The sequence below is a fragment of the Embleya sp. NBC_00888 genome, assembly GCF_045207655.1.
GTDB lineage: Bacteria > Actinomycetota > Actinomycetes > Streptomycetales > Streptomycetaceae > Embleya.
In genome coordinates this window covers 3789741-3814091 of the sequence record NZ_CP108785.1, presented here as the reverse complement: position 1 = coordinate 3814091, position 24351 = coordinate 3789741, and the positions used below count along the sequence as shown (strand labels likewise).

Annotated in this window: 24 protein-coding genes; 17 read left to right on the top strand and 7 right to left on the bottom strand. The window is 71.7% G+C overall.

The genetic code is table 11. From position 1 onward, the window contains the following. Window positions 1-8: 8 nt before the first annotated feature. Both OG948_RS50935 and OG948_RS50930 read right to left on the bottom strand, forming a co-directional pair. The gene (locus tag OG948_RS50935) at window positions 9-476 is read right to left on the bottom strand and encodes a MarR family transcriptional regulator (RefSeq protein WP_331771884.1); all 468 of its coding nucleotides are present in this window, start codon (window positions 474-476) and stop codon (window positions 9-11) included. A 125-nt stretch (window positions 477-601) separates the two neighbouring features. Then, window positions 602-1729, bottom strand: a complete 1128-nt coding sequence (locus tag OG948_RS50930) for a M20 family metallopeptidase (protein ID WP_331771883.1) — start codon at window positions 1727-1729, stop codon at window positions 602-604. A 197-nt stretch (window positions 1730-1926) separates the two neighbouring features. On the opposite strand from OG948_RS50930, the gene OG948_RS50925 reads away from it, so the two are divergent. The 4 genes from OG948_RS50925 (at window position 1927) to OG948_RS50910 (ending at window position 5486) form a co-directional block, all read left to right on the top strand. Further along, the gene (locus OG948_RS50925) at window positions 1927-3624 is read left to right on the top strand and encodes an ABC transporter substrate-binding protein (RefSeq protein ID WP_331771882.1); all 1698 of its coding nucleotides are present in this window, start codon (window positions 1927-1929) and stop codon (window positions 3622-3624) included. A 345-nt stretch (window positions 3625-3969) separates the two neighbouring features. After that, window positions 3970-4479 (top strand): hypothetical protein, encoded by a 510-nt coding sequence (locus tag OG948_RS50920; RefSeq protein WP_331771881.1) that lies wholly within the window; start codon window positions 3970-3972, stop codon window positions 4477-4479. Further along, on the top strand, window positions 4476-4745 hold the full coding sequence (locus OG948_RS50915) for a hypothetical protein (RefSeq protein WP_331771880.1): 270 nt from the start codon (window positions 4476-4478) through the stop codon (window positions 4743-4745). The genes OG948_RS50920 and OG948_RS50915 overlap by 4 nt, the downstream gene beginning before the upstream one ends. Before the next feature lie 501 nt (window positions 4746-5246). Next, window positions 5247-5486 carry a hypothetical protein gene (locus tag OG948_RS50910; RefSeq protein WP_331771879.1) on the top strand — a complete coding sequence of 80 codons (240 nt, stop codon included), beginning with the start codon at window positions 5247-5249 and terminating at the stop codon, window positions 5484-5486. Window positions 5487-5591: 105 nt separating this feature from the next. Here the strand turns inward: OG948_RS50910 and OG948_RS50905 are convergent, their stop codons facing one another. Next, a complete protein-coding gene (locus OG948_RS50905) occupies window positions 5592-6056 on the bottom strand; it encodes a molybdopterin-dependent oxidoreductase (protein WP_331771878.1) in 465 nt (154 codons plus the stop codon). Between the two features lie 223 nt (window positions 6057-6279). Continuing rightward, the gene (locus tag OG948_RS50900; protein ID WP_331771877.1) at window positions 6280-6786 is read right to left on the bottom strand and encodes an Rrf2 family transcriptional regulator; all 507 of its coding nucleotides are present in this window, start codon (window positions 6784-6786) and stop codon (window positions 6280-6282) included. Between the two features lie 124 nt (window positions 6787-6910). Here OG948_RS50900 and OG948_RS50895 point away from each other — a divergent pair, with 124 nt between their 5' ends. The 6 genes from OG948_RS50895 (at window position 6911) to uppS (ending at window position 15036) form a co-directional block, all read left to right on the top strand. After that, a complete protein-coding gene (locus OG948_RS50895; RefSeq protein WP_331771876.1) occupies window positions 6911-7651 on the top strand; it encodes an NAD(P)H-binding protein in 741 nt (246 codons plus the stop codon). A gap of 114 nt (window positions 7652-7765) precedes the next feature. After that, a complete protein-coding gene (locus tag OG948_RS50890) occupies window positions 7766-8206 on the top strand; it encodes a PPOX class F420-dependent oxidoreductase (protein WP_331771875.1) in 441 nt (146 codons plus the stop codon). A 902-nt stretch (window positions 8207-9108) separates the two neighbouring features. Then, window positions 9109-10497: a salicylate synthase gene (locus tag OG948_RS50885; RefSeq protein WP_331771874.1), complete on the top strand. Its 1389-nt coding sequence runs from the start codon at window positions 9109-9111 to the stop codon at window positions 10495-10497. Window positions 10498-10650: 153 nt separating this feature from the next. After that, entirely contained in the window at window positions 10651-11409 is a 759-nt protein-coding gene (locus tag OG948_RS50880; RefSeq protein ID WP_331771873.1) for a ferritin-like domain-containing protein, read from the top strand. Between the two features lie 190 nt (window positions 11410-11599). Further along, on the top strand, window positions 11600-12820 hold the full coding sequence (locus OG948_RS50875; RefSeq protein WP_331771872.1) for a cytochrome P450: 1221 nt from the start codon (window positions 11600-11602) through the stop codon (window positions 12818-12820). A 395-nt stretch (window positions 12821-13215) separates the two neighbouring features. Further along, window positions 13216-15036, top strand: coding sequence for a polyprenyl diphosphate synthase (gene uppS / locus OG948_RS50870; protein ID WP_331771871.1), 1821 nt, complete (start codon window positions 13216-13218; stop codon window positions 15034-15036). 39 nt (window positions 15037-15075) lie between these two features. Here uppS and OG948_RS50865 read toward each other — a convergent pair whose 3' ends face one another. Both OG948_RS50865 and OG948_RS50860 read right to left on the bottom strand, forming a co-directional pair. Next, window positions 15076-15564: a nucleoside deaminase gene (locus OG948_RS50865; protein ID WP_331771870.1), complete on the bottom strand. Its 489-nt coding sequence runs from the start codon at window positions 15562-15564 to the stop codon at window positions 15076-15078. After that, on the bottom strand, window positions 15555-16427 hold the full coding sequence (locus OG948_RS50860) for an LLM class flavin-dependent oxidoreductase (protein WP_331771869.1): 873 nt from the start codon (window positions 16425-16427) through the stop codon (window positions 15555-15557). Before OG948_RS50860 ends, OG948_RS50865 begins: the two co-directional genes overlap by 10 nt. A gap of 93 nt (window positions 16428-16520) precedes the next feature. Between OG948_RS50860 and OG948_RS50855 the strand changes: the two genes are divergently transcribed. Continuing rightward, window positions 16521-16994, top strand: coding sequence for an Lrp/AsnC family transcriptional regulator (locus OG948_RS50855; RefSeq protein ID WP_331771868.1), 474 nt, complete (start codon window positions 16521-16523; stop codon window positions 16992-16994). A gap of 576 nt (window positions 16995-17570) precedes the next feature. Further along, window positions 17571-18746 (top strand): epoxide hydrolase family protein, encoded by a 1176-nt coding sequence (locus OG948_RS50850; protein ID WP_331771867.1) that lies wholly within the window; start codon window positions 17571-17573, stop codon window positions 18744-18746. A 111-nt stretch (window positions 18747-18857) separates the two neighbouring features. On the opposite strand, the gene OG948_RS50845 is transcribed toward OG948_RS50850, so the two are convergent. After that, a complete protein-coding gene (locus OG948_RS50845) occupies window positions 18858-19838 on the bottom strand; it encodes a haloalkane dehalogenase (RefSeq protein ID WP_331771866.1) in 981 nt (326 codons plus the stop codon). Window positions 19839-19931: 93 nt separating this feature from the next. Here OG948_RS50845 and OG948_RS50840 point away from each other — a divergent pair, with 93 nt between their 5' ends. The 5 genes from OG948_RS50840 (at window position 19932) to OG948_RS50820 (ending at window position 24252) form a co-directional block, all read left to right on the top strand. Next, entirely contained in the window at window positions 19932-20465 is a 534-nt protein-coding gene (locus OG948_RS50840) for a MarR family winged helix-turn-helix transcriptional regulator (protein WP_406300705.1), read from the top strand. A 279-nt stretch (window positions 20466-20744) separates the two neighbouring features. After that, entirely contained in the window at window positions 20745-20981 is a 237-nt protein-coding gene (locus tag OG948_RS50835; RefSeq protein ID WP_331771865.1) for an acyl carrier protein, read from the top strand. A 424-nt stretch (window positions 20982-21405) separates the two neighbouring features. Further along, entirely contained in the window at window positions 21406-21774 is a 369-nt protein-coding gene (locus tag OG948_RS50830; protein ID WP_331771864.1) for a chaplin, read from the top strand. A 263-nt stretch (window positions 21775-22037) separates the two neighbouring features. Then, window positions 22038-22856, top strand: coding sequence for a hypothetical protein (locus OG948_RS50825; RefSeq protein ID WP_331771863.1), 819 nt, complete (start codon window positions 22038-22040; stop codon window positions 22854-22856). A gap of 886 nt (window positions 22857-23742) precedes the next feature. Next, complete coding sequence (locus tag OG948_RS50820; protein ID WP_331771862.1) at window positions 23743-24252, top strand: hypothetical protein; 510 nt, start codon at window positions 23743-23745, stop codon at window positions 24250-24252. The last annotated feature ends 99 nt before the right edge of the window (window positions 24253-24351 follow it).

Genomic DNA, 24351 nt, shown 5'->3' with positions numbered 1-24351 from the left:
GGCCCAACTCACGTACCGCGAACCCAGCCGGCCAGTTCGGCCAGGTGGACGTTGTCGCGAGCGGCGTGCAACTCGGCACCGAGCGCCGCGCGGTAGGTGGCTGTCGCCTGCTCGTAGCGAAGGTGTCCGGCCGTACTGATCGTCGCGCGCACGCCCCGGCCGTCCTCTCCACCCACGGAGGTTCGTTCGGCCATGCCCTGGGCCTCCAGTCGCCCCACGAGTCGGGTGACCGAGCTGACCTTCAGGCCGATGCGCTCCGCCAACTCCCCCATCCGCAGGCTTCCTCCGCTGTCCTCCCTGCTCAGTGCGCACAGCGCCCGATACTCCGAGAGCTGCAGGCCGTGGGACTGCCGCAGGGCCTGGTCCAACCGTTGTTCGATCCGACCCAACAGACGCACCGCCATGCACCAGCGGTCGTCCTCGTCGTCACCGGCGGGCGCCGCCTCGGGCCCGCCGGTCGGCATGAATTCCGACATGGCGACAACCTACATACTGCTTGTACAAGCAAGCAAGTCCCTCGGGCCGAGCGAACGGCGCGCACCCGGGCATCCGGCACCCGGGCACCCGGCCATCCGACGCGCCGCCGCTCCGTGCCCCGCCTCTACTCCGTAGCGCAGAGTCCGTCGATCGTCGTCGCCAGCAGCGCTGTTCGCATCGGCATGCTCGTGATGTCGACGAACTCGTCGCGCGCGTGCGGGTGCCCTCCGACGGCGCCCATGCCGTCCAGGGTGGGGATGCCGATCGCGGCCGTGAGATTCCCGTCCGACCCGCCGCCCGAACGCACCGTCTCCGGCTCCGGGACCCCCATCTCGCGGGCCGCCGCGCGCACGCGCGCGAGCAGGTCGAGGGACATGGCTTCTTCGAGCGGATAACGATTGACACCGCCGCTCACCGAGATCACGGCCTGGGGCAGAACCGCGCGCAGACCCTCCATGTGCCGCGCGACACGGTCGAGTTCGGCCCGGTTCCAGGCGCGGACGTCGACCGCCAACGTCGCCGCCTCCGGCACGGTGTTGACCGTGGACCCGGACGCCGCGACGGTGGGTGTGACCGTCGTGCCCAGCTCCGCGCGCGCCACCGGGACCAGCGCGAGTACCTGGTGGGCGAGTTCCACCGTCGTGTTCACGCCGAGCTCCGGTTCCAGGCCCGCGTGGGCGGCCCGGCCACCGACCTCCACCCGAAAACGGGCGACCCCCTTGCGTGCGACCTTGACCGCGCCCCCGTCCGCGCTCGGCTCCCCCACCAACACCGCGCCCGACTCGGCGGCCACCTCCTCGACCAGGGCACGTGAGATCAGCGATCCGGTCTCCTCGTCGCCCGTCAGAAGCATCCCGACCCGATCCCGCGCCGCGCAGGCCCGGGCCGCGTACAACATCTGTACGATCCCGGCCTTCATGTCGAAGACACCGGGGCCGCGCGCCACTCCCTCCCGCACCGAGAACGGCAGTTCCGCGAGGGTTCCCATCGGCCACACGGTGTCGTAGTGCCCGAGCAGGAGCGGCCCGCGTCCCCTCGGCCGCCACACCAGATTCGTGATGCCGTCCAGCACCACACGCTCGGGTTCACGACCGAGGAACCGCGTGCCCACCGCGGCCAGCAACTCCGCGCACCGATTCAGGGCCGCACGATCCTCGGACGGGGATTCGCAGGTCACCAGATCGCGTAACAGGACCACCATCGCGTCGAGCTCGGCCGACATGTCCTCGAGACAGCGCTTGGGGGAAGCCATAGGGGAAGCCATACCCGAATACCTGTCCAGTCGACCGGCGCGATCCACCTCGACATCGCCGCGGGCGGCGGCATCGGCGTCGGCGAGTCGCACAGCATCGCGGATCGATCTTCGTGCACGACGACGATTCGAGACGCGCGGACGCTGCCTAGCGTGTCGACGTGTGCGGCGAGCGCCACATCCCCAGGAGGAATCCCGTGACGAGACGATCCGAACTGCCGGGCCCGCCGCCCGGCCACCGCCGACGAGCGGTGGCCGACGAGTCGGGCGCGGCGAACGGCCCCGGTCACGCCGGCGCCGACCGCCGCACGGGAAGTGTGCGGATGCGACGCATCTCCCGAGGAGCCGGGGCGGCCGTCGCACTGGGGCTGCTGGCCGCCGGGTGCGGGGGGACCGACAGCGGCGGCACCTCCGCCGGCGGCAACACGGTCACCATCGGGGTGGCGGGCGACCCCGGTGGCATGAACCCGCTGACCACACTGGCCTCCAGCGCGGTGATGATGAACCGCTTCGCGTACGACTCGCTGGTCAACATCCAACCCGACGGGCGCATCGCCTCCGGCATCGCCGAGACGTGGACCGCCGACACGACGACGGCGAACTTCACCCTCCGGCGCGGCGTGATGTGCGACGACGGCACATCGCTGACCCCGTCCGCGATCGCGGCGCAGTACAACTACATCGGCGACCCGGCGAACAAGTCGCCGATGGCGGGCCTGTTGGTGCCCGTCGGCGCCACCGCCACCGCGGACGACGCCGCGGGCACCCTGACCCTGAAATCCCCGGAGCCCGCCCCGTTCCTGCTGCGCAGTGCCGGGACCGTGCAACTGGTGTGCCCCTCCGGCATGCGGTCGCAGGAGAAGCTGGACCAGGCGTCCGACGGCACCGGTCCCTATCGGCTGACCGAAGTGGTGGCGGGCGACCACTTCACCTTCACCAAGCGCCCCGGATACACGTGGGGCCCGGACGGTGCCGACAACGCCGCCACGCCGGACCGGGTGGTCTTCAAGTTCGTCGGCAACGAGTCCACCAGGACCAACCTGCTCCTGGGTGGACAACTCGACGTGGCACGGGTCATCGGTGCCGATCGGGCCCGGCTGACCGCGGCCGGCCTCGGGTTCGAGATCCAGCGGGACCCGTTCGGCATGCTGCTGTTCAACGAGGCCCCGAATCGCGTCACCGCCGACGCCCAGGTGCGCTGGGCCCTGATCGCCGCGCTCGACCTCAAGCAGATCGGCGCCGTGGCCACCGGCGGCAAGGGGGCGCCGGCGACTCGGCTCGGCACCACGATGGCACCGCCCTGTCCCACCGACTCGGTCACCGCCAACCTCCCGCCGCACGACGTGGCCCGCGCCGCGGAGGCACTGCGCGCCGCGGGATGGAAGAAGTCCGGTGGGCGCTGGAGCAAGGACGGCCGGCAGTTGTCCCTCGCGATGCCCTACCCCGGCTACCAGGGCAACCAGGTGATCGCCGCCGTCGAATTGGCGGTCCGGCAGTGGAAGGCCTTCGGCGTGAAGGTCGACACCAGCCAGACCTCCCAGTCGACCAACGTCTCCACCTTGATGGCCGGCCAGTGGGACATCGCCTGGGCGCCGATCTCGGTGCCCACCCCCGATCAGAACCTGGTGTTCTTCTCGGGTCCCAAGCCGGCCGAGGGCCTCAACCTCGGCGCCACCGACAACCCCGAGTACCAACGCCTCACGGCCGAGGCGATGACCAAGCCGGACACCGCCGGCTGCCCGGAATGGACCGCGGCCGAGGCCGAGTTGATCAAACGCGTCGACGTGGTGACCTTCATGGACTCCAACTCCCCCTGGTTCACCCGTCGTTACGCCTTCGAGGTGGACGGCGGCGGTATCCTGCCGACCACGCTGCGCAAAGCCGCCAAGCGATGACCTCCGCCTCCGGGGCGAACTCGCCCCGGAGGCGCACGGCTTCCGCGGCGTCGGCGCCTCCCTGACGGGAGCCGACGCCTCGCGGCCGTCGCCGATCCGTCCCGCCGCCTCGACGCTCGCGTTGCCGACTCGACGCTCGGCCGGCTCGCCCGCCGCTCGGGCACACCCGTGCGAAGCCGCAGACGATTCGTCGTGACCTCGCGAACACCGGGTCGTTGGGATGTCGTATGCCACGCCTCCCGGGCAGCCCACGCGTCCCGCCGACCGCACCGACGGCGGCCGATGCGGGCCGAGGGGGTGCGGCCGTCGTACCCGGCAAGGAACGCGAAGGACGGACACACCACCATGACCACCGCGGCAACGAACTCTCCGGTCCGGGCCACGCCCCGGTCACCCAAGGCACCGGTGCCCGAGTATCGCGGCGAACGGCGCACCGGACTCTCGGATCTCGACCGCTTCGCACGCGTACACAACCTCGCGCAGATTCGCTACATCGAGGATGCCCGGCAGCTCACCGCCGCCGGTCCGGCCGGCGACGCGGTGTCGGACGTCGGTTGGACAGCCGTGCAGCGTGACACCTCGTTCCTGGTCCCGCTGCCCATGCTCGCCGAACCGGTACGTCCGGCCACCACGGTCATCCGGCTCGGTCGGTCCACGATGACGCCGTCCACCCGGATCGAGCACCGGGGCGTCGTACACACGCAATCCTTCGGCCGCTTTCCGGCGTGCGAGCACAACGGCATGCGCCGACGCCCGGACGACGGCGAGTTGCGCCGGCTGCGCCGCTGGATGCCCGGCACGCGCGAGATCGCCGTCGGCACCGGCGCGCCGCGGCACCAGGGCAGATTCGCGTGAGCGGCGACATCACGGCGAACCCGTGCGCCGGCGATCCGGCCACCGATCCCAGCCGCGACCAGCGGGCCGGACTGGCCTGCGCGGCCTGCGGCACCGACCTGCGCACCCGCCAGGACGCCGTGGTCACCGGCGGCACCCCCATCGCCCAACTCCTCGCCTGCCCCGGCGACTGCGCCCGAGACCTGACCGGGAGCCCGTACGGCCTCGACCAGGCACCCATGCCCCTGGCCATCCGCATCGGCCGGCACGAAGGCTGGTCCTGGTAACCGCGCCACCGACCCCACCCCACCGGCACCCACGCGCCCGAGCGCATGCCGCGCGGAACCCGGTCGAACCGGGTGAGCCACGGGATCGCGGCCTCGTGTCATGCCCGACGACCGTCCCCAGCCGCCGAACCATCGGTGGCGGACTCGCCGCCGATCCGAAGCCCGTGATCGACCGTCGACGCGGCGCCGGGCGATCTGCCGTCGCCCCGCACCCGGCCCGGCCCCACCTGCCCCACCTGCTCGGCGTCCGGCTCGAACGTGCGGCCGTACGCCGACCGCGCCCACGAAACCGACGGCGGGCCGGCGCGGCGGGCGGCGCCTCGGCCGACGAGGCGACCCACCCGTAACCGTTGCATGCCGACGGGCGTTGACCCGCTGTCGCCGGGCGACGCGAAGTCCGCGCCCGGGCGCTCCCCGACAGGGAGGCGACGGAGATCCGCCCCACCGGGGCGTGACCCGTGACCCATGACCCATGACCCGTGGTACGGAAGGGACTTGCACATGACTCTTCGAGGACGGCTCGGCGAGATCGCCGTGCTGACGGCATTGGCAGCAGTCGGTACGGCCGCGACGGCGGGCAGCGCCCACGCCGATCCCGCTCCGCAACCCCCGACGACCGCGGGAGCGATCCCCGGAGCGGCGGCCGGCGCGTTCGCGGACGCGGTGACCACGGGCGGCCTGCCGATCGGCGGGGTGCAGACCGGTCAACTCCCCCTCGACGAGTTGCCCACGCTCGGCTGAGCTCGGCCCGAGGTCCCGATCGAGAGGTCGAGAGGTCGAGAAGGTCGGGAAGTCGACAGGGTCGGGGAGTCGAGAGGGTCGGGGAGTCGGGGATGCGGGCGGCCGTCAACCCACCGTCGCCGAGGGCGACATCGGCGCGAATGAGCCGAACCAGATGTCCGTGACGGCGCTGACGTAGCGTGCGCCGCACCGGTCGGACGGGACGACGAGCTGGGTGCCGTGCGCGTCCAACGCGTGACCGTCCATGGCGGTGGCCAGGAGGACCGGGGCGTCACCGAAGTCGGCGTCGATCTCCGCCCAGGACAACACCGTGTGGTGGCCGTCGTCGCCGGTCACCACGAGGACGTATCGGGAGCGGTCCTTGCGTCGCCGAACGTCGAACGTCGGGCCCGCGGCGGCGACGACCTCTCGCAGGAGCGGACCCTCGAACGCGTGCCGTTGCGGGCCGTTCGTCGCGCAGTCGAACGTCACGACGGCCTGATGCTGCGTCCACCCCTCCCGCAGCTCGGCGACCGTCACCGCGACGGGCCGGGCCAGACTCCCCCGCAACCCGAACGGTGTGGTCCGCATCGGCACCCCAAGTCGGCCCATCGACCCCGTCTCCCCGCGATCGGCACACCCTCGTCCCCGCAAGCATGCCCGGCGACGCGTCACGCGAAGCGCAAATGCTCCACCAGAAGCCCTTCCTCCTCGCGGATGACCGGGTCGATCGGGCCTCTGCCCTCGCATCTGCTTCGCGAGGATCGTGGGGTGCGCCGGTCGGTGGTGTGCGCTCGGCCGGCTGCGCGGGCGCTCAGTCGGCGGCCGGCGCACCCTCGCCGGCGCTCGGACCGTTCAGCCAGGTGCGGATGCCGGCGAGTGCGGCGGGGCCGTAGTCCTCGTCGACGCTCCTGGCCAGATCCGCGATGGTGATCGCGTGCAGCGCCGCGCGCCACGCGGCGTCGGCGGCGGCCATCGCGCGGGAGATCGCGCAGGGTCGGGTGCACGCCTCCGGCGCCGCCGCCAGGGGACCCCTCTGGCGGATCTCGGTGCACACGAACGCGGGTTCGGCGCCGTCCACGGCCGTCACGACGTCCAGGACGGTGATCCGTTCGGCCGCCCTGGTCAGCACGTACCCGCCCGACTTGCCCTGGATCGAGCCCACCAGATCCGCGCGGGAGAGCGCCTGGAGTTGTTTGGCCAGATAGCTGCCGGAGACGCCGTGGAGTTCCGCGAGCCGCGCAGCGGGTACCGGCTCCGTCGCCGTGGTCAGCACCACACAGCAGTGCAGCGCCGACTCCACTCCGCCCGACAGCTTCATCCGCTCGCCCGTCCCTCCGGTTGACTCGGATGAACTCTATCCGAGTATTATCACGGACAAGATGTATCCGAGTTTGGATGCGTTCCCGCGCGACCTCGCGCACTCGACGAGAGGCAGGACAACCATGAAGATCACGGTCGTCGGCGGAACCGGGCTGATCGGCTCGCAGGTGGTGCGAAAGCTGACCGCGAGCGGCCACGAGGCCCTCCCCGCGGCGTTGTCCACCGGTGTCGACCTGATCACCGGGAAGGGCCTGCGGGAGGCGCTGGAGGGCGCCGAGGTGGTGGTCAACCTGGCGAACTCGCCGACCTTCGACGAGAAGTCCCCGGACTTCTTCCGCACCTCCATGGGCAACCTGCTCGACGCGGGGGCGGAAGCCGGGGTCGGACACCAGGTGATCCTGTCGATCGTCGGCGTGGACCGGGTACCCCGGTTGGACTACTACCGCGCCAAGTCCCTGCAGGAGGACCTGCTCCGCCAGGGGCCCACGCCGTACTCCATCGTGCGCGCCACCCAGTTCTTCGAGTTCATGGACGCCGTGCTGTCCTGGACCTCCGACGACGACACCGTCCGTCTGCCCGCCACCCCGATCCAGCCGATCGCCGCCGCGGACGTCGTCGACGCGGTCGTCGAGGTCGGTGTCGGCACCCCGCTCCAGGGCATCCGCAACGTCGCCGGCCCGGACGTCTTCACCCTCGACGAGCTCGGCAGGATCACCCTGGCCGCGCGCGCCGACGCCCGCACCGTGGTCGTCGACGACACGGCCGGCATGTTCGCGGCCGTCCCCGGCGACGTGCTCACCGCGGGGCCGGACGCGCACCTGGCACCGACGCACTACCGGGACTGGATCCGAACGGACCGGTAGCGGCGGCGTGTCGCCGGAATCCGAGGGGTCCGGGAGTAGGGTTTCGGTGCGGTCGGGTGCGGCGACATCGTCGCGGGGGAATCCACCGCGGCCGGACACCGACGAGGAGGACCCATGTCGAAGCCGCCACTGCCCGAGCAGGCGATCGAGATGTTGCGGCAGCCCAATCCCGCGGTCGTGACGACGCTCCGGGCCGACGGCCAACCCGTCTCCACGGCGACCTGGTACCTGTGGGACGAGGGCAGGGTGCTCGTCAACATGGACGAGGGACGCAAACGGCTCGAGCACATCCGCAACGATCCGCGCGTCTCGCTGACCGTGCTCGACACCGGGAACTGGTACACGCATCTCAGCCTGATCGGCCGGGTCACCGAGATCCGCGACGACAAGGACCTGGTCGACATCGACCGCCTGTCACGTCACTACGGCGGCCAGGACTACCCGCAGCGCGACCGGGGCCGAGTCAGCGCCTGGGTCGAGATCGACCGCTGGCACGGCTGGGGCACACTCAAGGACAGTGACCAGGCGGGCGGCAGCCGTACCACCGCGGAATAACCGAACCGGCCCCGGGCGATCGCGGCGGCGGCGCGACCGCCTCGGAGCCGGGCCCGGGCCGATGTCGACCGCGCGGCGGGGGCGTTGCCGTCGGATCGGCGAGTGCGGCATCGGCAGGGGTGCCGCGCCGCCGCACTCGCCGACCGACCAGGACGCGCCCGTACGCGTCGGCAGGTCCCCACGTCATCGTCGAGGAAGTCGGTCACGGCACCGCGGACCGCCGGAGCCGCGTGTTCCGGCAGCGCCGCGTGCCCGGCCTCGGGGATCCGTGCCCGCAGGTCACCGACGTACGCCCGGCCTCGGTCGCCGACACGACCCCACCTCGAAGGCGCACCGTCGCACGTGACGTGCACCGACGGGTCCGGCGCGGGATGTCACCGCGCCGCGCCGGTCCCGTCGGCGGTCAGGGGGACGGCCGGAGCGTCCGTAATCGTTGCGCGGGATGGGCAGCACGATCTCGCACAGGGGGCGGTCATCGGCACACCCCCATGGGCGATCCGCGGGTGATCACCACCGTTTGCTCCTGATTCCCCTCCGGGCACGGGCGTTCGTCAACGGCCCCTCCTCGGTTCTCGCGGGTCCGGTTCGTTCCCGAGACGGGAACCCACACCCGGCCCGACACGTTGGAGTTAGGTAAGGCTAACCTACTTGATCACTACTCAACAAGGGTCGCCGAACGCGCATCGCGCGCGCTTCGCCGACGAGGGGACACTCGCGCGGCCGTGCCCATGATCGAAGCCAAACCCCATGCGGGAGAGGCCCCTTCGACCTCGAACCGCCGGGCCCGCACGACTCCGGGACGTCGACGGCCCACCCGGATCCGACGTCCGTCGCCGGATCCGCGCTTGCCGCTCCGACCCCCTTTCCCCACCCATGCGCTACTTCCGAGGACGGTGCAACCAGTGACCATCGACTCCCCCGCGACCGCGCCCACCCGCCGCTACCTGCACGTTCGTCGAGAAGGGAGATACGACCCGCCCGCCGTCGCGGTGCGGTTGGCCGAGTCCGGACTCTTCGAGGAATCCCTCGTCTACGCGAGCGACGCGCGCTGGTGGTTCGCCGGCGGCGCGGCCGTGGTGCTCACCATCCACCACGACACCGTGGTCGGGATGGGCGAGGGTCGACGTACGAGCGTGCCGTGGGCGGGCTCGCCCGCCCGGGCGATCGAGACCCTGCTGGCCGACGCGCCGATCCGGGACTGGCGGCTGTACGGCCGCCTGGACTTCGAACTCGGCTCAGTATCAGAGGAGTTCCCATCCTCGGGCCTGGGCCAGGAGTTGGGCCGGCTGACCGTTCCCCGCGTCGAGGTCGAGGTCGACGAGACGTCGCTGACCGTGCGCGCCCTGGCGGGCGAGGACCTCGACCGGGTGTTGCTCGCCGCGACGGCCGCCGACCGGTCGAGCACCACGACGACGCGGCCTGTGGAGGTCGAGACCGACGAATTCGCGTTGTTCGCGGCCACCGTGGCAGCCGCGATCGACCGCATCCGAGCGGGCGAGCTCGACAAAGTGGTCCTGTCCCGAGGTGTCGAGGTCCCCTACCCGGTGGACTTCCCCGCGACCTACCTGCGCGGGCTTCGCGCGAACACACCCGCGCGGTCGTTCCTGCTCGACCTGCCCGGACTCCGGGCCGCCGGGTTCAGTCCGGAGACCCTCGTGGAACTCGACGCCGACCTGCGGATCGCCACCCGACCGCTCACCGGCACCTGTCCACGCGACGGCGACCCGGTGTTCGACGCACGGCGGCAGGCCGCGCTGGTCCAGGACGCCAAGGAGGTGTACGACCACGCGATCTCGGTACGCCTGGCGCACGACGAACTGGCCGCGCTGTGCGACCCGGACGGTGTCGGCGTCGACGAGTTCATGACGGCCAGGGAACGCGGCGGCGTCCAGCACATCGGCTCGCGGGTGTTCGGGCGCCTCGACCCGCGACACGGGCCGTGGGACGCGCTGTTCGCGCTGTTCCCCGCGGTGACCGTGTCCGGCGTGCCGAAGGCGGTCGCGTGCTCGATGATCGCCGAGTACGAGGAGGCGCCTCGCGGCCTGTACGCGGGCGCGGTCGTACGGGCCACGCACGCCGGGCAGTTGGATGCCGCGCTCGCGCTGCGCATGGTCTACACGCGGGACGGCCGCACCTGGTTGCGCGCGGGTGCGGGCGTCGTGGCCGACTCACGGCCGGTGCACGAATACCGCGGAACGTGCCACACCCTCGCCACCGTCGCCCCGTACGTCGTGCCGGCGACACCCGAGGACGAACCACCCACGGTCTCCGCCGCGTCCGCCGCCGGCTGAGCGAACACCGGTGTCGAAGCCCGTCCGCGCCGAGTCCGCGCCGCCCCGGAGCCGCCCCGGATCGACAACCGTCCGGCGCTCGCGCGCGTCCTCCGCATAACGCGGTATCCGGCCGCGTTCGCGTGCGCCACGGCGTACGGAAGGAGAGCGTCCATGTCGCAGATCCAGGATTCTTCGAGCGCGGACCACCACCGTTGGCTGGACGACTTCCGGGCGGCGGCGCGACGACGCGCGGACGACGGCGACCCGGTGTGGGCGGACGGCGCCCGGCTGCACCCGGCCGTGGTCCGCAGCATCCAGCGCTTCCAGGTCGGCGAGGGCAGTGACGGCCGCATCCTGATCGCCAAGGCCGCCGCCGACGGCGACGACGTCTACACCGCGACGATCCGGCTGTTCGTGGCCGAGGAGCAGAACCACGCCCGGCTCCTGGCGCACCTGCTCGCCGCGGCCGGCGCGGGCACGATCCCGGGCCACTGGTCCGACGCGGTCTTTCGCCGGCTGCGCCGTTCGCTCGGCCTGCGCCTGGAGTTGATGGTCCTGATGGTCGCCGAGGTGATCGCGCTCCCGTACTACCGCGCGCTCCACGACGGCGTCGGCGACCCGCTCGCCGCCGAGGTCGCCGCCCGCATCCTCGCCGACGAGGAACGCCACGTCCCCTTCCACTGCGACGCTCTGCGCACCTCGTTGGCCGACCTGGCACCGCCGACCCGAGCGATCGCGGTCGCCGGTTGGTGGATGATCACCGCGGGCGCGACCGCCGTGGTCGTCTACGACCACGGCAAGGCACTCGCGTTGCTCGGCACGACCCGCCGCCGCTTCGCCGGTCGGGTGGCCCACGACTTCCACGCCGTCACCCGGCGGATTCACTCCCGCCCGCACCCGAATTCGCGGGCGCCCGTGGACAGTTCGTGAGACCTGAGGGGGTGAAGGGACTCCAGCGATGCGGCTATAGTAATCACATGATTACACTTAGTCGCTGTTCTCGTCCTCGTTCTCGCTCTCACCCCCACCCGCACCCGCACTTACGCTTACGCCGCGCGTCGAGCGGAAACGCGCCTTCACCACGAGGCGACCGTGCTCCGATCGGGCGGGAGACGGGTCGGTGACGATACGTCCCGACACGAGCACCGCACACGTCGACCTCGTCTCCGCGTCCTTTCGCAACGATCCCTACCCGGCACTGCGGGCTCTGCGCGAGCACGATCCCGTGCATTTCGACCCCCGGTGGAATGCCTGGCTGGTCACCCGGTACGACGACGTGGTCCACGGAATCGCCCATCCCGCCATCTCCGCGGACCGGATCACCCCACGCCTGCGGCAGTTCCCGCCCGCCCACCGCGAGCGGTTCCGTCCATTGGCCGAGTTGCTCTCCCGCTGGCCGCTGATGGCCGATCCGCCCGAACACCGGCCGCTGCGTGCTCCGGTGACACGTTCGATGAACCAACGCGTCATCCGGTCCTTCCAGCCCCTGGTCGAGCGCACGGTCACCGAGATCCTCGACCGCACCCTGGCGCGCGGCGAGTTGGACGCGGTCGCGGACCTGGCCGTGCCGCTGCCGCTCTACGTCGTCTCGGAGATCATCGGCGCACCGCGCGAATCCCACGAGTTGCTCAAACGCTGCGCCATCGGCATCGTCGACTTCTTCGGCGCCGCGCCCGCGACCTACCTGTCCACCGCCGCCGAGGCGTTCGACAGTGTCCGCGAAGCCTCCGCCCACCTGGGCGAGTTGGTCGCCCGGCGCCGCCGCGCGCCGAACCACGACCTGATCAGCGTGCTGCTCCGGGACGGTTCCTCGTCGGACGAACAGGTGGTCTCCACCTGCCTGATGATGGTGTTCGCGGGTTTCGAGACGACCACCAACCTGCTCGGCAACGGCCTGTTGCTGCTGCTGCGCCATCCCGGGCAACTCGCGCGCCTGCGCGAGAGTCCCGACCTGCTGCCCTCGGCGATCGAGGAGATGTTGCGCCTGGAGAGCCCCGTGCAACGCCTGTCCCGGATGGCGCGCCGGGACCTGGTGCTGGGCGGTCGGGAGATCCGCGAGGGCGACCTGGTGTTCTTCATGCTCGGCGCCGCGAACCGCGATCCGAGCGTCTTCGTCGACCCGGATCGGTTCGACATTGCCCGCGAAGGGCGCCGGCACCAGGCCTTCGGGCCGGGGGTCCACGCCTGCCCCGGCGCCGCGCTCGCCCGCATGGAGGCGTGCATCGCCTTCGGCGAACTCCTGCGCCGCGCACCGGTGATGTCGCTCGGTGACGACGACATCCGGTGGCACGACAACCTTTCCGTACGCGCGCTGCGCGAACTGCGCGTACGACTGGACTGACAGCGCCCCGGCCCCGCCGGTGATCGACGCGCGGGGTCGGGGCACGTCGCACGGAGCGCGTCGGCGGGCGCGGCCCCCGCACGATCCACGCGCGGCCGGCCCGGATCCTCGCCGCCCGCGACGCACCGCCGACGTCGCGTCACCCGTTCGGCCCTGACCGATCACCCTTGCGAGGCATCTTCGGCCCATACGCGTGACAGGGCGGGCCGGAACCCGGTTGTCTCCCCCTATGCCCGGGTCATCCGCCAACACCGGGTCGTGACAAGGGCGTTGCCCCGATCGTGCGAGATCCGCGCGGTTTCGACCCGCCGGGGCGTGCCTTGTCCGGATCCGCCCGTCCCGTACGGATGTGCCCGCCGCGACGCGCACGCCGTCCCGCCCGGCCGAGGAGCCCCATGCGCCGTTCCCGTTCCGTCTACCGCGCGGCAGCGATCGACGAACCACGTCTCGTCGAAGGCTACGAGGCGTGCCGCAGGGCGATCCGCCGGGCAGGGGGCACGGAGTACCCGACGGCCCGGCTGATGCCACCGGCGTTACGCCCGGCGCTGTGGGCGATCTACGCGACGGGCCGGGTGATCGACGACGTCGCCGACACCGGTGATCCCTCCGGCAGAGAGGCGCTGTTCGACGCCTGGACCACCGCGTTCGACGAGGACCTGCGGCGCGGTGACAGCGAGGATCCGGTACGTCGGGCCCTGGTGCACACGATGCTGACCTGGGACCTGCCGACCGACGGCCTGTCGGCGGCGTTCGCCGCCACCCGAGCGGACATCGCCGGCCGTACCCATCCCACCTGGAAGGCGTGGAGCACCTATTCCCAGGCGGTCAACACCTCCTTCTTCGCCCAGGGCGCGGCGCTCCTGGCCGCCGCGGGCCTGTACCTGCCGCTGCGGTTGCGCTATCTGGACGCCGCCCGGCAGTGGGTGGACGCGTTGAGCGTCATCGACAATCTCGAGGACCTCGCGGAAGACCTCGCCCAGGGCCGGGTCACCGTGCCCGTGGAGGTGCTCACCGACCACGGCCTCACAGCGGCGGACCTGACCGGCGGCACGCACGACGCACCCGTCGAGGCGATGATCGGGCATCTGGCGGCGCAGGCCCGCCTGTGGCTGGCCCAACCCGACCTGTTCCGCGAACTGCCCCCCGCACTCGCCGTGGTGGCGCGTGCGGTGACCGACATCGGCCGGCTGCGACTGGAACGCGTGGAGCGGGCCGGGGCACAACTGCTGCACGGAAAGCCCCGGTTGCCCCGGCTGGCGAGCCGGCGCATCCTGCTCCCGGCCCGGCTCAAGGCGCACGTCGCGTGGCGGTTCCTCACGCCGATCGGCCCCGCGCGGTCCCGGCGGGACACCGCGACCCCTCACCCACCCACCCTGGCTGCCCTGTTGCCGGCGCCCCGCACCGAGCTCCCCACGCCTCCCCGGCCGCATCCCTCGGGCGCGCGCCCGCCGAGCTGCCCCACGCGCCGGCTCCCCCGGCACGTGGCGGTCGTGATGGACGGCAACGGCCGCTGGGCCACCGATCGGGGCCTGCCCCGTACCGAAGGCCATCGCGCGGGCGGCGAGTCGATGCGCGACGTCGTACACGGCGCCCTGGAGATCGGCCTGCGATATCTGACGCTCTACGCGTTCTCCACGGAGAACTGGCGTCGGCGACCCGAGGAGATCGACGGCCTGCTCGCCCTCGTGCGAGAGGACATGGTCGATGCGGCCGTGCTCGATCACGACGTGCGCTTCCGCTGGGCCGGCTCCGCCGAAGGACTGCCGCAGGATGTCCTGGAACGGCTCGTGCGCCTGGAACACGCCACCAGGGATCGCACCGGGCTGACCCTGACCCTGTGCGTCAACTACGGCGGCCGGATCGAACTCACCCAGGCCGCCGCCTCGTTGGCCCGCGCCGCCGTCGCCGGCCGGATCGACCCGGCGCACATCTGCGAGCGCGTGTTCGCCGCCCACCTGGCCCTGCCGGACCTGCCGGACGTCGACCTGCTGTGGCGCACCGGCGGCGAACAGCGCACCTCGAACCTGCTGCCCTGGCACGCCGCGTACGCGGAACTGCACTTCAGCGACACCCGCTGGCCCGACGTCGACCGCCGCGACCTGTGGCGGGCGATCACCGCGTACGCGGACCGCGGCCGCAACTTCGGCGCCGTACCGGATTCCGCGGCGCCGGCGGCGGGGCCGCCCGCCCACGACGCGGGCGCACCGGGCCACTGACGCGGTGCCCCCGCCGAGAGAGCGTCGCAAGGAACGGTTTCAGCGACGTGCAACGCGGAACCGGTGGTGCAGGGCGCGTACCTCCTCCGCCAAGTCCGGGACCGGACCCTCCACCACGAGCGCGGGAACGATCTCCCGGATCGGGTGGTTGCGTACGGGCGCCGCCGGAACGCCGAGTTCGGCAAGCCAGGTGCTCGTCTGTTCGGCGGAGCTCACATAGACGATGCGACCGAGTCCCACCCAGCCGTGCGCCGCCGCGCACATCGCACAGTGTTCGCCGGATGTGAAGACGGTGGCCGCCGCCCGCTCCGGCGGTGTCAGGTTCGTGGCGGCCCAGCGGGCCAGTTCGAACTCCGGATGGCGGGTGGGATCGCCGGTGGTTCGCTCGCGGTTGCGGTCCTCGGCCAGGACGCTGCCGTCGGCGGCCACCAGGACCGACCCGAACGGCTCGTCGCCGGCCTCCACCGCCTCGGCGGCGAGTTCCACGCAGCGGCGCAGGTGGGTGAGGTCGTCCGGGGTCACTGCCATGGTGTCTCCGTAAGGTGATGGGTGAGCGGGCCCACCCGCTCGGCCACGGTGGCGAGCATCCGCCATGCGGCCTGCGGGTGCGCCGTCTCGCCGGGGTCGCCGTTGAACGGGTCCAGGACGACGGTGTCGGCGCCCAGGGCGCGCAGGTGGTCCAGGTCGACGGCGATCTGGTCGATGCTTCCCTCGCCGGCGAGGCGCTCGGCATCGGGCAGCGGTGCCTGGGTGACCCGGAGCGCGATGCGCGGAACCAGCGCCGGCACCGGGAGCTGCCGCTCGACGGCGACGGCCCGCAACCGGTCCGTCGCCGCCCGCATCCAGGGCAGGGTGCGTCGTAGCGGGTGCCACGCGTCGCCGAGGCGCACCGCACGCTCGATGCCCGCGTCACTGTTGCCGCCGACCCAGATCGGGATGCGGCCGGCGCCGTAGTCCCCCTCGTCCTCCCAGGCCGTGCGAATGGCCGCGAGATGGTCGTCGGTCAGCTTCCCGCGCTGCCCGAACGGGACGCCGAGCGCCTCGAACTCCTGCCGCGCCCAGCCGACGCCCACGCCCAGGACCAGGCGGCGCCCGCTGAGCTGATGGAGGTTGGCGGCCATCCGGGCCACGAGCAGGGGATGCCGATAGGGGACGATGAGCACCGTGGTCCCCAGACGCACCCGCCGGGTGACACCGGCCAGCCAGGCGAGCGTGGTGAAGGGTTCGTAGAACGGGGCGGGGTACTGCTCCGCGACATCGGGCGTGACCGCGACGTGGTCGGAGACCATCAGCAGATCGAATCCGAGCCCCTCCACGGTCTGCGCCCAGTCGCGCAGGACGCCCGGATCCGTGCCGGGGCCGAAATTGGGAACATTGACGCCGAGTTGCATGTCCCGAGGCTATCCGGCGACAACCGCATATCTGAAGACGTCATTCACTGCCTTTCCCGGGGTCCACCGTGGATCTGCCGGTATTCTGCCCGGATGACCGAGGATCTCGACGACACCGATTGGGCCATCCTGGCGGAGCTGCAACAGGACGGGCGCATCGCGTTGACCGAACTGGGACGACGCGTCAGCCTCAGCGCCTCCGCGACGACCGAGCGGGTCAGACGCCTGGAGACCATCGGCGTGATCACCGGATACCGGGCCGAGGTCGACCTCTCGAAGGCGGGCTTCGCCGTACTGGCCGTGGTGCGCCTCAAGTACCCCGGCAGCCGGCACGCGCCCCTGCACCGACTCCTCGAAGAGCGCCCGGAGATCCTGGAGTGCCTGCGCACCACGGGAGAGGACTGCTACACCCTCAAGGTGGCCGCCACCTCGATGACCCACCTGGAAAGCACCATCGACCGACTCGCACAATTCGGCAGCACCACCACCAACATCGTCTACAGCCAAACCCTCCCCTACCGAGGCCCCCACCGCCCCACTCCACCCACCGACGACCGGGACGCGTAGCGCACACCGGGCACGCCCGGGCGGCGCCGGGACCGGCCGTCCGCGCCGGGCTCGACGGGCGGTGTGTTCGTCGAGTTCGTATCGAGGCACGCCGACTGGCAGGGAGCCGAATTCACCGCCGAGTCGGGCTCACACGTGTCCGTCTACCGACTCCCAGCGCCTCCCGACGCGAATCGTGCCGGTGCCGGCACGGAATCGCCGACCGAGGACGGCGGCTGACCCAGCCCGGGACAGGCGCCGACGGGGCGCGATCAGCGGTCGGGTCGGGCACGCTCCGATCACCCGTCCGGTTCCTTCCGTACGCTCCCGGATCCACGGTCCACCCGCAGCGGCGACTCGGCGCAGCGGGCGATGCGTACCGGCACGGCGGTATCTCGCGGCGCGTTCGCACGGACTCATACGCCATCGCGGCCCGGCGACGCTTGCCCCGTCGCGGTGTCCGGTGCGGTGCCTCGGCGTGCCGCCGGAAACGTTCTCGTACTGGAGTACTTGGACGTTTTCGGCGGTGCGGCGAGGGGCCCTGCCGGGCGCCGCGACGGGGCAAACGTTGCCGGGCGCGGCACTGGCATGCATGCCATGCCGGACACCGCGCCTCGCCCCGAGCCGTTCACCCGGCAGACCGCTCCCGCGGCGCTCGAGGATCTCCGGACCCGGCTGCGTGCGACGCGTTGGCCGGATGCGCCCGAGGATGCCGGGTGGTCGATCGGGACCGACCTCGACTACCTGCGCGAACTCGTCGCCTACTGGGCGGACGGGTTCGACTGGCCCGCGCGGGAGGCCGAACTCGGCCGGCTCTCCCGCTTCCGTGTCCCGCTCGGCGGCCTCGGGATCCACTTCGTGCACGCCCGGGCCGTCGCGCCGACCGGCCCCGTCCTGCCGCTGGTCCTCAGCCATGGCTGGCCGGACTCGTTCTGGCGCTACACGAAGGTGATCGCGCTCCTGACCGACCCCGGCGCGCACGGCGCCGATCCCGCCGACGCGTTCGACGTGGTCGTGCCCGACATGCCGGGCTACGGGTACTCCGACCGCCCCGCCGGACCGCCCCTCGACTCGATCGCCGTCGCCGGACTTTGGGCCGAGTTGATGGACGTCCTCGGCTACCCGAGATTCGGCGCGGCGGGAGGGGACATCGGCAGCCACGTGAGCCGCTACCTCGCGCTCGACCATCCCGACCGGGTCGTGGCCGTGCACCGTACGGACGCCGGCGTACCCATCTTCACCGGCGACCCGGCGGACCTCGCCCCCGAGGAGCGCGCCTGGATCGAGGACGCCGTGGCGTGGGGTGGGAGCGAGGGCGCGTACGCCGCCATGCACCGCACGAAGCCGCAGACCGCCGCCTTCGGGCTGACCGACTCACCGGCCGGTCTGGCCGCGTGGATCGTCGAGAAGCTGCGCGCGTGGAGCGACTGCGGCGGCGACATCGAGCGCTCCTTCACGAAGGACGAGATCCTCACGAACCTCACGCTGTACTGGCTCACCGGGACGATCACGTCGTCGATGCGGATGTACCGCGCGAACGCCGCGATCCCGCCGGCCCAACTCGCCCGCCGGGTCGAGGTACCGTCCGGCTTCGCGCTCTTTCCCGGCGACATCGTCCGCCCGCCGCGGGCCTGGCTCCAACGCACCGCGAACGTCGTGCGCGCGACCGAGCCCGCGCGCGGCGGACACTTCGCGGCGTTCGAGGAGCCCGAGCTCTACGCCGAGGAACTGCGCGCGTTCTTCCGCCCGTTCCGGGCGGCGGCCGCGGGCTGAGAGGGCCGCCGCGCGCGGGCGGGACCACCGGGCCCCGCGCTCACGGCCGCGGGCCCCGACCGTCGCCACCGCCCGTGCGCGACGGCTCCCGCTGACACGATCCGGATCGTGTCAGCGGGAGCCGGGTGAGGTGAGCCCGTGTGCGTCCAGCCACCGGGCGATCGCCGTGCCGATGGCGTCGGGCCGGTCCTCGGGGGCGTGGTGTCCGGCCGGGCCGCAGTGCTCGATGTCCAGGGCGGCGATGTGCTCGCGGCTCCAGGCGATCATCTCGTCACCGATGAGCAGCGTCGGCGAGGAGTCGAAGGTCAGGAGCAGCTTGGGGACGTCCGTACTGGCCCCGAGCCAGGCGTCGTAGTCGGTGATGCGGGCGACGACGTCGGCCGGCTCTCCGTCGATGGGCATCATCCGCGGCCAGGCCAGCAGCGGACGCCGGCTCTCCGGCGTCGGGTACGGGTCGCGGTAGGGCCGCACATCCGCCTCGCTCAGCGGATTCAACACGCCGCCCTTGAACGCGGTCTCGATGAAGACGTTCTGTTCGAGCACCAGTTCCTCGCCGACTCCGGGCGTACGGAACGCCTCGAAGCGGGAACGCGCGGGAGGCGGGAGTTCCTCGGCGGTCAGCGGCTTGAGCATCGTCTCCAGCATGACCACCCCGCGCACCCGTGTGGGGTGCCGAGCCGCCCGGTCCAGGGCGAGCGCGCCGCCCCAGTCGTGACCGACCAGGACAACCTCGCCCAGGTCCAGGGCATCGAACCAGGCATCCAGGTAGCGGGCCTGGTCGGCGAAGTCGTAGTCGATGTCGGGCTTGCCCGAGGCGCCCATGCCGATCAGGTCCGGGGCCAGGGTGCGGGCTCGGCCTGCGACGTGCGGGGTGACGTTGCGCCACAGGTGCGACGAGGTCGGGTTGCCGTGCAGGAACACCACGGGCAGGCCGTCGCCGGTCTCGGTGTAGGCGATGTGGGAGTCGAGGACGTCGACGGTACGCATGGTGAGTGTTTCCTCTCGTGGTGCCCGGCTGTTCGGACCCGGCTTCGGACCCTGACCCGTGTCGGGATCGGGATCGAAAGTGGGTGTGGCAACATCCCGGGTCATTCATTCGAGCAGTGAACGTTCGTGCCTCTAACGTTTGATCTCCTGGACCATATATCGTTAGTCTCACTAACGCAACGGAGTAACATCGATGCCATGAGCACCCGAGCGGCCGACGACACCGCCGCGAAGACCAGCGCCCCCGGGACCTGCGGCGACGGCGCGGACGCGGGGGAAATGCCCGCCCGGGTACGCGGCCTGCCGAGCAAGCTGCTGACCGGGAACGCGATGCACGCCGATCGTCTGGTGGCCGACGGCCTCGCCGCCGAAGGCGCCCGCACATGGCATTTCGTGGTCCTCGTCGCGCTCACCCGGAGCGGCCCCGCCAGTCAGTCGGCGCTGAGCCGTCGCACCGGCGTGTACCGCAGCGACATGGTCGCCGTCGTCAACGACCTCGCCGAACGCGGCTTCGTGGACCGTACGCCCGACCCGGACGACCGCCGTCGCAACGTCATCACCGCGACCCCCGAAGGCCGCGACCACCTGCGCCGCCTCGACGCGATCATCGACCGGGCCCAGGACGACCTGCTCGCGCCCCTGACCCGGGCCGAACGCCACACATTGACCGGTCTGCTGACCCGACTCCTGGACCATCACACGGAGACCACACCGCGCACCGCCGGCGATTGATCACGGCCCCACCGCCCCCGACCCCGCGCGGAAACCACCGCCGCCCGCCCACGGACCATCCATCCCTCGCCACACGTTCGATACCCGGCCTGACGCAATCGCGTCCGAGCGGCCTGCGCGCACACCGCCTCCCCGCACCGCAGCGGAGCGGACAACCGTTGGTTGACGTCGGGGGGATCGTGAGACCCTGGCCTACGTGGGCCGCGCGTGGCCGTACCGGTCGCCGGCGCGGCTTCGGAGGCCGGGCGGGTCGGCCAGCCGCGAACCTGGGAGTACGAGTTGAGCACGACCGAGAAAGCCGTCATCGCCGCCGCGTGCAACCTGGCCTGGGTGAACGTGGACGACATCACCGGGACGACGAACCTGGAGAGCGACCTGGGATTCGACTCGATCCAAAAGGCGGAACTGCTTCTCAACCTGGAACGCGAACACGGCATCACCTTGACCGCGAGGGAGCGACTGGCCACCGTCAACGACGTGGCGGCGGCCATCGACGCCGCCAAGCGGGCCGGGTAGCCGAATCCCCTCACGCGCGGCGTCCACGCGGCGCCACGTCGGCGGAGAAGTCGAGCCGGGTCGATACCGACGTGCGCGGGTCACCCGAGAGCGATGTCGCTGAGGTGGGCGAGGTCGAGGGTGAGCCGATTCCTCCGGTCGTTCGCGGAGGAGACGGCGGTCCCTCCTTCGTCAACCGTTCGACCACTCCCACACCCGAACCCCGCCGCTCCGCCCGCCCGGCACTCCCCGCACACAGGCGAGGACACGGCACCGCCACGTCTCGCCCCCCGCCGACTCCGTGGATCGCCGACTCGGCGCAGCGAGGCGATCGTGCGTCAATCGGGTGAACCGTTGAGATAGCGGTTTCCCGAACCGAACAGCCTCGTTGAGAGGAGTGCGCGTCGTCATCGGGCGGCGCGGATGCGCTACAGGGGAGATTGTCGTGAACTCGTTCAAGAAGGCCGGTGTCCTGGCTGCCGGTACCGCCGCCCTCGTGATGGGGGGCACGGGCGCCGCGAGCGCGAGCTCCGAGGCCGACGCCGCCGCGGTGCACTCCTCGGGTGTCTTTTCCGGGAACATCGGCCAGTCCCCGTTCCACACCCCGGCAATGGGCTGCGGCGACACCGCCAACGGGGCCGCTGCGCTCAACCCGGCGTTCGGCAACGAATGCGTCATCGCCGAGGTCGAGAACGAGGTCTACTACGACGGCGACCACGAGCACGAGGGCCACCGTCCGCAGGGCCACCCCCACGGTGGTGGCTACCAGCACGACGACGGCCACCGCTCGCTCCTCGAGCGTGTGGGCGTCTGACGCCTCGTTCGGTGTATCCGGTTCGGCCGCCTCCTCCGCGTCCGATACCCGGGGCCTCTGCGGGTTCTCCGCGGGGGCCCCGTCGTGTTGCCCCACACACCACGAGGCGGACACGTACCCCGAAGCGGCAAACCGGCCCGAACACAAGAGCCGACCTCATCGAACCGCGCCACCCACCTCCAACCCGCGACACCGGTCCGCCCATCCACCCCCACAACCAAATCCGCCGGCGCCCACACCCCCTCGATGCCACGATGGCCTCGATGGACACCCTGCCGCCTGCCCGCAGGCCGTTCCCTCTGCCGGTACCGGACCCGCGCGCCCGCGACGTCGCACTCGACTACGCGGGCATGGACGCCCTGGTCGCCGACCTCGTGCTGCCCGGCGAGGCGTCGATGCACGTCATGAGCGCCCTGGAGACCTCCCGCGAACTCATCCGACACTCCTACTACCGGTACGAGTTCGCCACGGTCGCGGTCACGCACTCCCTGTACGCGCTGGAGCACGTGCTCGCCGAGCGTACGGCCGGCGACGAACCACTCCGGGACCTGATCGAACGGGCCGCCGAGGCAGGGCTCATCCCGGCCGAACTCGCCGCCATACTCGACCGCGGCCGCGTGTTGCGGGACGACCTCACGCACGGCGCCGTGACGAGTGGCGCCGTCCACCCGACCAGGGCCATCACCATCGTGCGTGCCGTCTTCGACGCCGTCGCCCTGCTCCGTCGCCCGTCGTCCGCGCCAGAAACGACATCCGCCGACGCGGGCGGCGAGGCGCATCGCGGTGGGCTGCTCGGGCGGCTCTGGGACGAGCATCGGCGGGCGTCGTTCCCCGCGAGCTTCCGCGGCGTGGACATCGCGGGTGTGGAGTTGATCCTCCTGGACGCCGACGTCGCCGGTCTCGTGTCGAGAGAGCTGAGCGGCGGGCTCGACGGCGATGGCACCGCCATCCTCTGGGCGTGCATCGCCGACCTCGACAAGATCGCGCCCCTGCTCAACGAGGAATACTGCGCCTCCTACTTCTCGAAGCTGCGCACGATCGCCAACCTCGCGGTAGCGCGGCACGTGCCCACCGCGACCTGACCGTCGGGTGGGGGGAGGCCCGGGTGCGCGTGGTGCAAGGGGCCGAAGCGCCCCCGCGATACTTCCGGCGTTGACGCCTCCCCCGCCGCGCTCCCCGACTGATGCGCACGCCTCGAGAGCGCCGCCGGTGCGCCTCTGCCGATCAGGCCGGGCCGCTGCCAGGCTCTCGTGCATGGCTGCTTGGGACGGGACCCACATCGTGCGCGGCGAGGCGATCCACCGCCCGCTCGAATAGACGGCCGTACCGGCCACGCCTCGCCGCAGAGTGAGTCCTCGACCGCTCGAGGCCGGTCGAGACCGGTCGAGGCCCGCGCACGGAGCAGCTCAGCGCGGCCACCCTCGACGCAACAGGCCGGAACCGTGGACGCGTTCATCCGACGTGAGAAGCGTCACGGCCGCCATCACCCGCACCCGCGTCCGCCCGGGCGCGCTTGCCCGACGGGCCCGTCCGCGCAGGTCGTCGCGATCCCGCAACCTGCGGCCCAAGGCACGCGGGCGCACTCGCCCCCGGGGCCGAGACCCGGGCACCGACCGTCGAGCGGTCGCGCGCGAGACCACCCGGTGAAGAAAAACGACGCAGGGTGGCAACCGGGTGGATCCGGTATTCGAGTAATTCAGTAAGCGCCGAAACAACAACCGGCGCCGACCACTCCGACAGCAGTACGCCGCAACCGACGCCCGACGACGATCGCCTCGTTCGCGGCGCGCCGACAGGATCACACTCGTCGCCGGCATGGGTCTCCCCCATCCCCGTGTTGTCCCGGACCGGGCACCGGCGGCGGACGGTCCGACGCCGACGCCCGACCGCGTTCACGGCATCCACCACCGACCGCTCACGACCCGTCCCACGACACCTTCATCGAAGGCATCCCACCCAGGAGATCCAGTGAACCCCAACGACAAGCCCGTCGACCAGGTCCTCGGTGCCCAGGCCGCAGGCGCCCTCGTCAACGCATGGATCGACACCTTCATCACCGAGGACCTCCTCAGCCGCGAGGCCGCCACCCGCGCGGCCTGCGAGCGCCTCGCCGACCGCTCGCCGTGGCTGATCGTCGAACCCGGGCAAACCTGGTGCCTACGCGAGGAGTTCGCGCCCACCTCCGACTTCTCCCCGGGCCGGGTCCACGTCCTCGCCGTCCGCCACGCCGGTGGCATCCATCCCCATGAGGGCACCGCGGCCGTCCGGATCAGCGATGCCGAACACGACCCCGACCACGCCATCGGCTGGATGGACCTGGAGGACTTCGACATCCTCTACGCCCTCGACGCCTGGCCCCGATCGAGCCCGGCCACCCGCGACTCCACCACCACCGTGCTCGAAGGCCCCTCGACCGAAACGCTGATCGAGCGCCTCCAGGAATCCGAATGCGGCCGGCGGGACCAAGGAATCGAATAGCCATACCGCAGGTGGACTCGCCACGGCGAACAACCGAGCCCCGGGCCCGAGTCCGACAGATCGAGCAGAGGGATCGACGACAGGGATCCACGACAGGAA

Coding starts and splice junctions, on each gene's coding strand:
- OG948_RS50865 (WP_331771870.1), bottom strand. CDS start 15,564: ATGGCAGTGACCCCGGACGACCTCACCCACCTGCGCCGCTGCGTGGAA.
- OG948_RS50840 (WP_406300705.1), top strand. CDS start 19,932: ATGAGCACCCGAGCGGCCGACGACACCGCCGCGAAGACCAGCGCCCCC.
- OG948_RS50905 (WP_331771878.1), bottom strand. CDS start 6,056: ATGCGGACCACACCGTTCGGGTTGCGGGGGAGTCTGGCCCGGCCCGTC.
- OG948_RS50920 (WP_331771881.1), top strand. CDS start 3,970: ATGACCACCGCGGCAACGAACTCTCCGGTCCGGGCCACGCCCCGGTCA.
- OG948_RS50935 (WP_331771884.1), bottom strand. CDS start 476: ATGTCGGAATTCATGCCGACCGGCGGGCCCGAGGCGGCGCCCGCCGGT.
- uppS (WP_331771871.1), top strand. CDS start 13,216: ATGCGCCGTTCCCGTTCCGTCTACCGCGCGGCAGCGATCGACGAACCA.
- OG948_RS50900 (WP_331771877.1), bottom strand. CDS start 6,786: ATGAAGCTGTCGGGCGGAGTGGAGTCGGCGCTGCACTGCTGTGTGGTG.
- OG948_RS50825 (WP_331771863.1), top strand. CDS start 22,038: ATGGACACCCTGCCGCCTGCCCGCAGGCCGTTCCCTCTGCCGGTACCG.
- OG948_RS50855 (WP_331771868.1), top strand. CDS start 16,521: ATGACCGAGGATCTCGACGACACCGATTGGGCCATCCTGGCGGAGCTG.
- OG948_RS50850 (WP_331771867.1), top strand. CDS start 17,571: ATGCCGGACACCGCGCCTCGCCCCGAGCCGTTCACCCGGCAGACCGCT.
- OG948_RS50910 (WP_331771879.1), top strand. CDS start 5,247: ATGACTCTTCGAGGACGGCTCGGCGAGATCGCCGTGCTGACGGCATTG.
- OG948_RS50860 (WP_331771869.1), bottom strand. CDS start 16,427: ATGCAACTCGGCGTCAATGTTCCCAATTTCGGCCCCGGCACGGATCCG.
- OG948_RS50845 (WP_331771866.1), bottom strand. CDS start 19,838: ATGACCCGGGATGTTGCCACACCCACTTTCGATCCCGATCCCGACACG.
- OG948_RS50880 (WP_331771873.1), top strand. CDS start 10,651: ATGTCGCAGATCCAGGATTCTTCGAGCGCGGACCACCACCGTTGGCTG.
- OG948_RS50895 (WP_331771876.1), top strand. CDS start 6,911: ATGAAGATCACGGTCGTCGGCGGAACCGGGCTGATCGGCTCGCAGGTG.
- OG948_RS50930 (WP_331771883.1), bottom strand. CDS start 1,729: ATGGCTTCCCCCAAGCGCTGTCTCGAGGACATGTCGGCCGAGCTCGAC.
- OG948_RS50890 (WP_331771875.1), top strand. CDS start 7,766: ATGTCGAAGCCGCCACTGCCCGAGCAGGCGATCGAGATGTTGCGGCAG.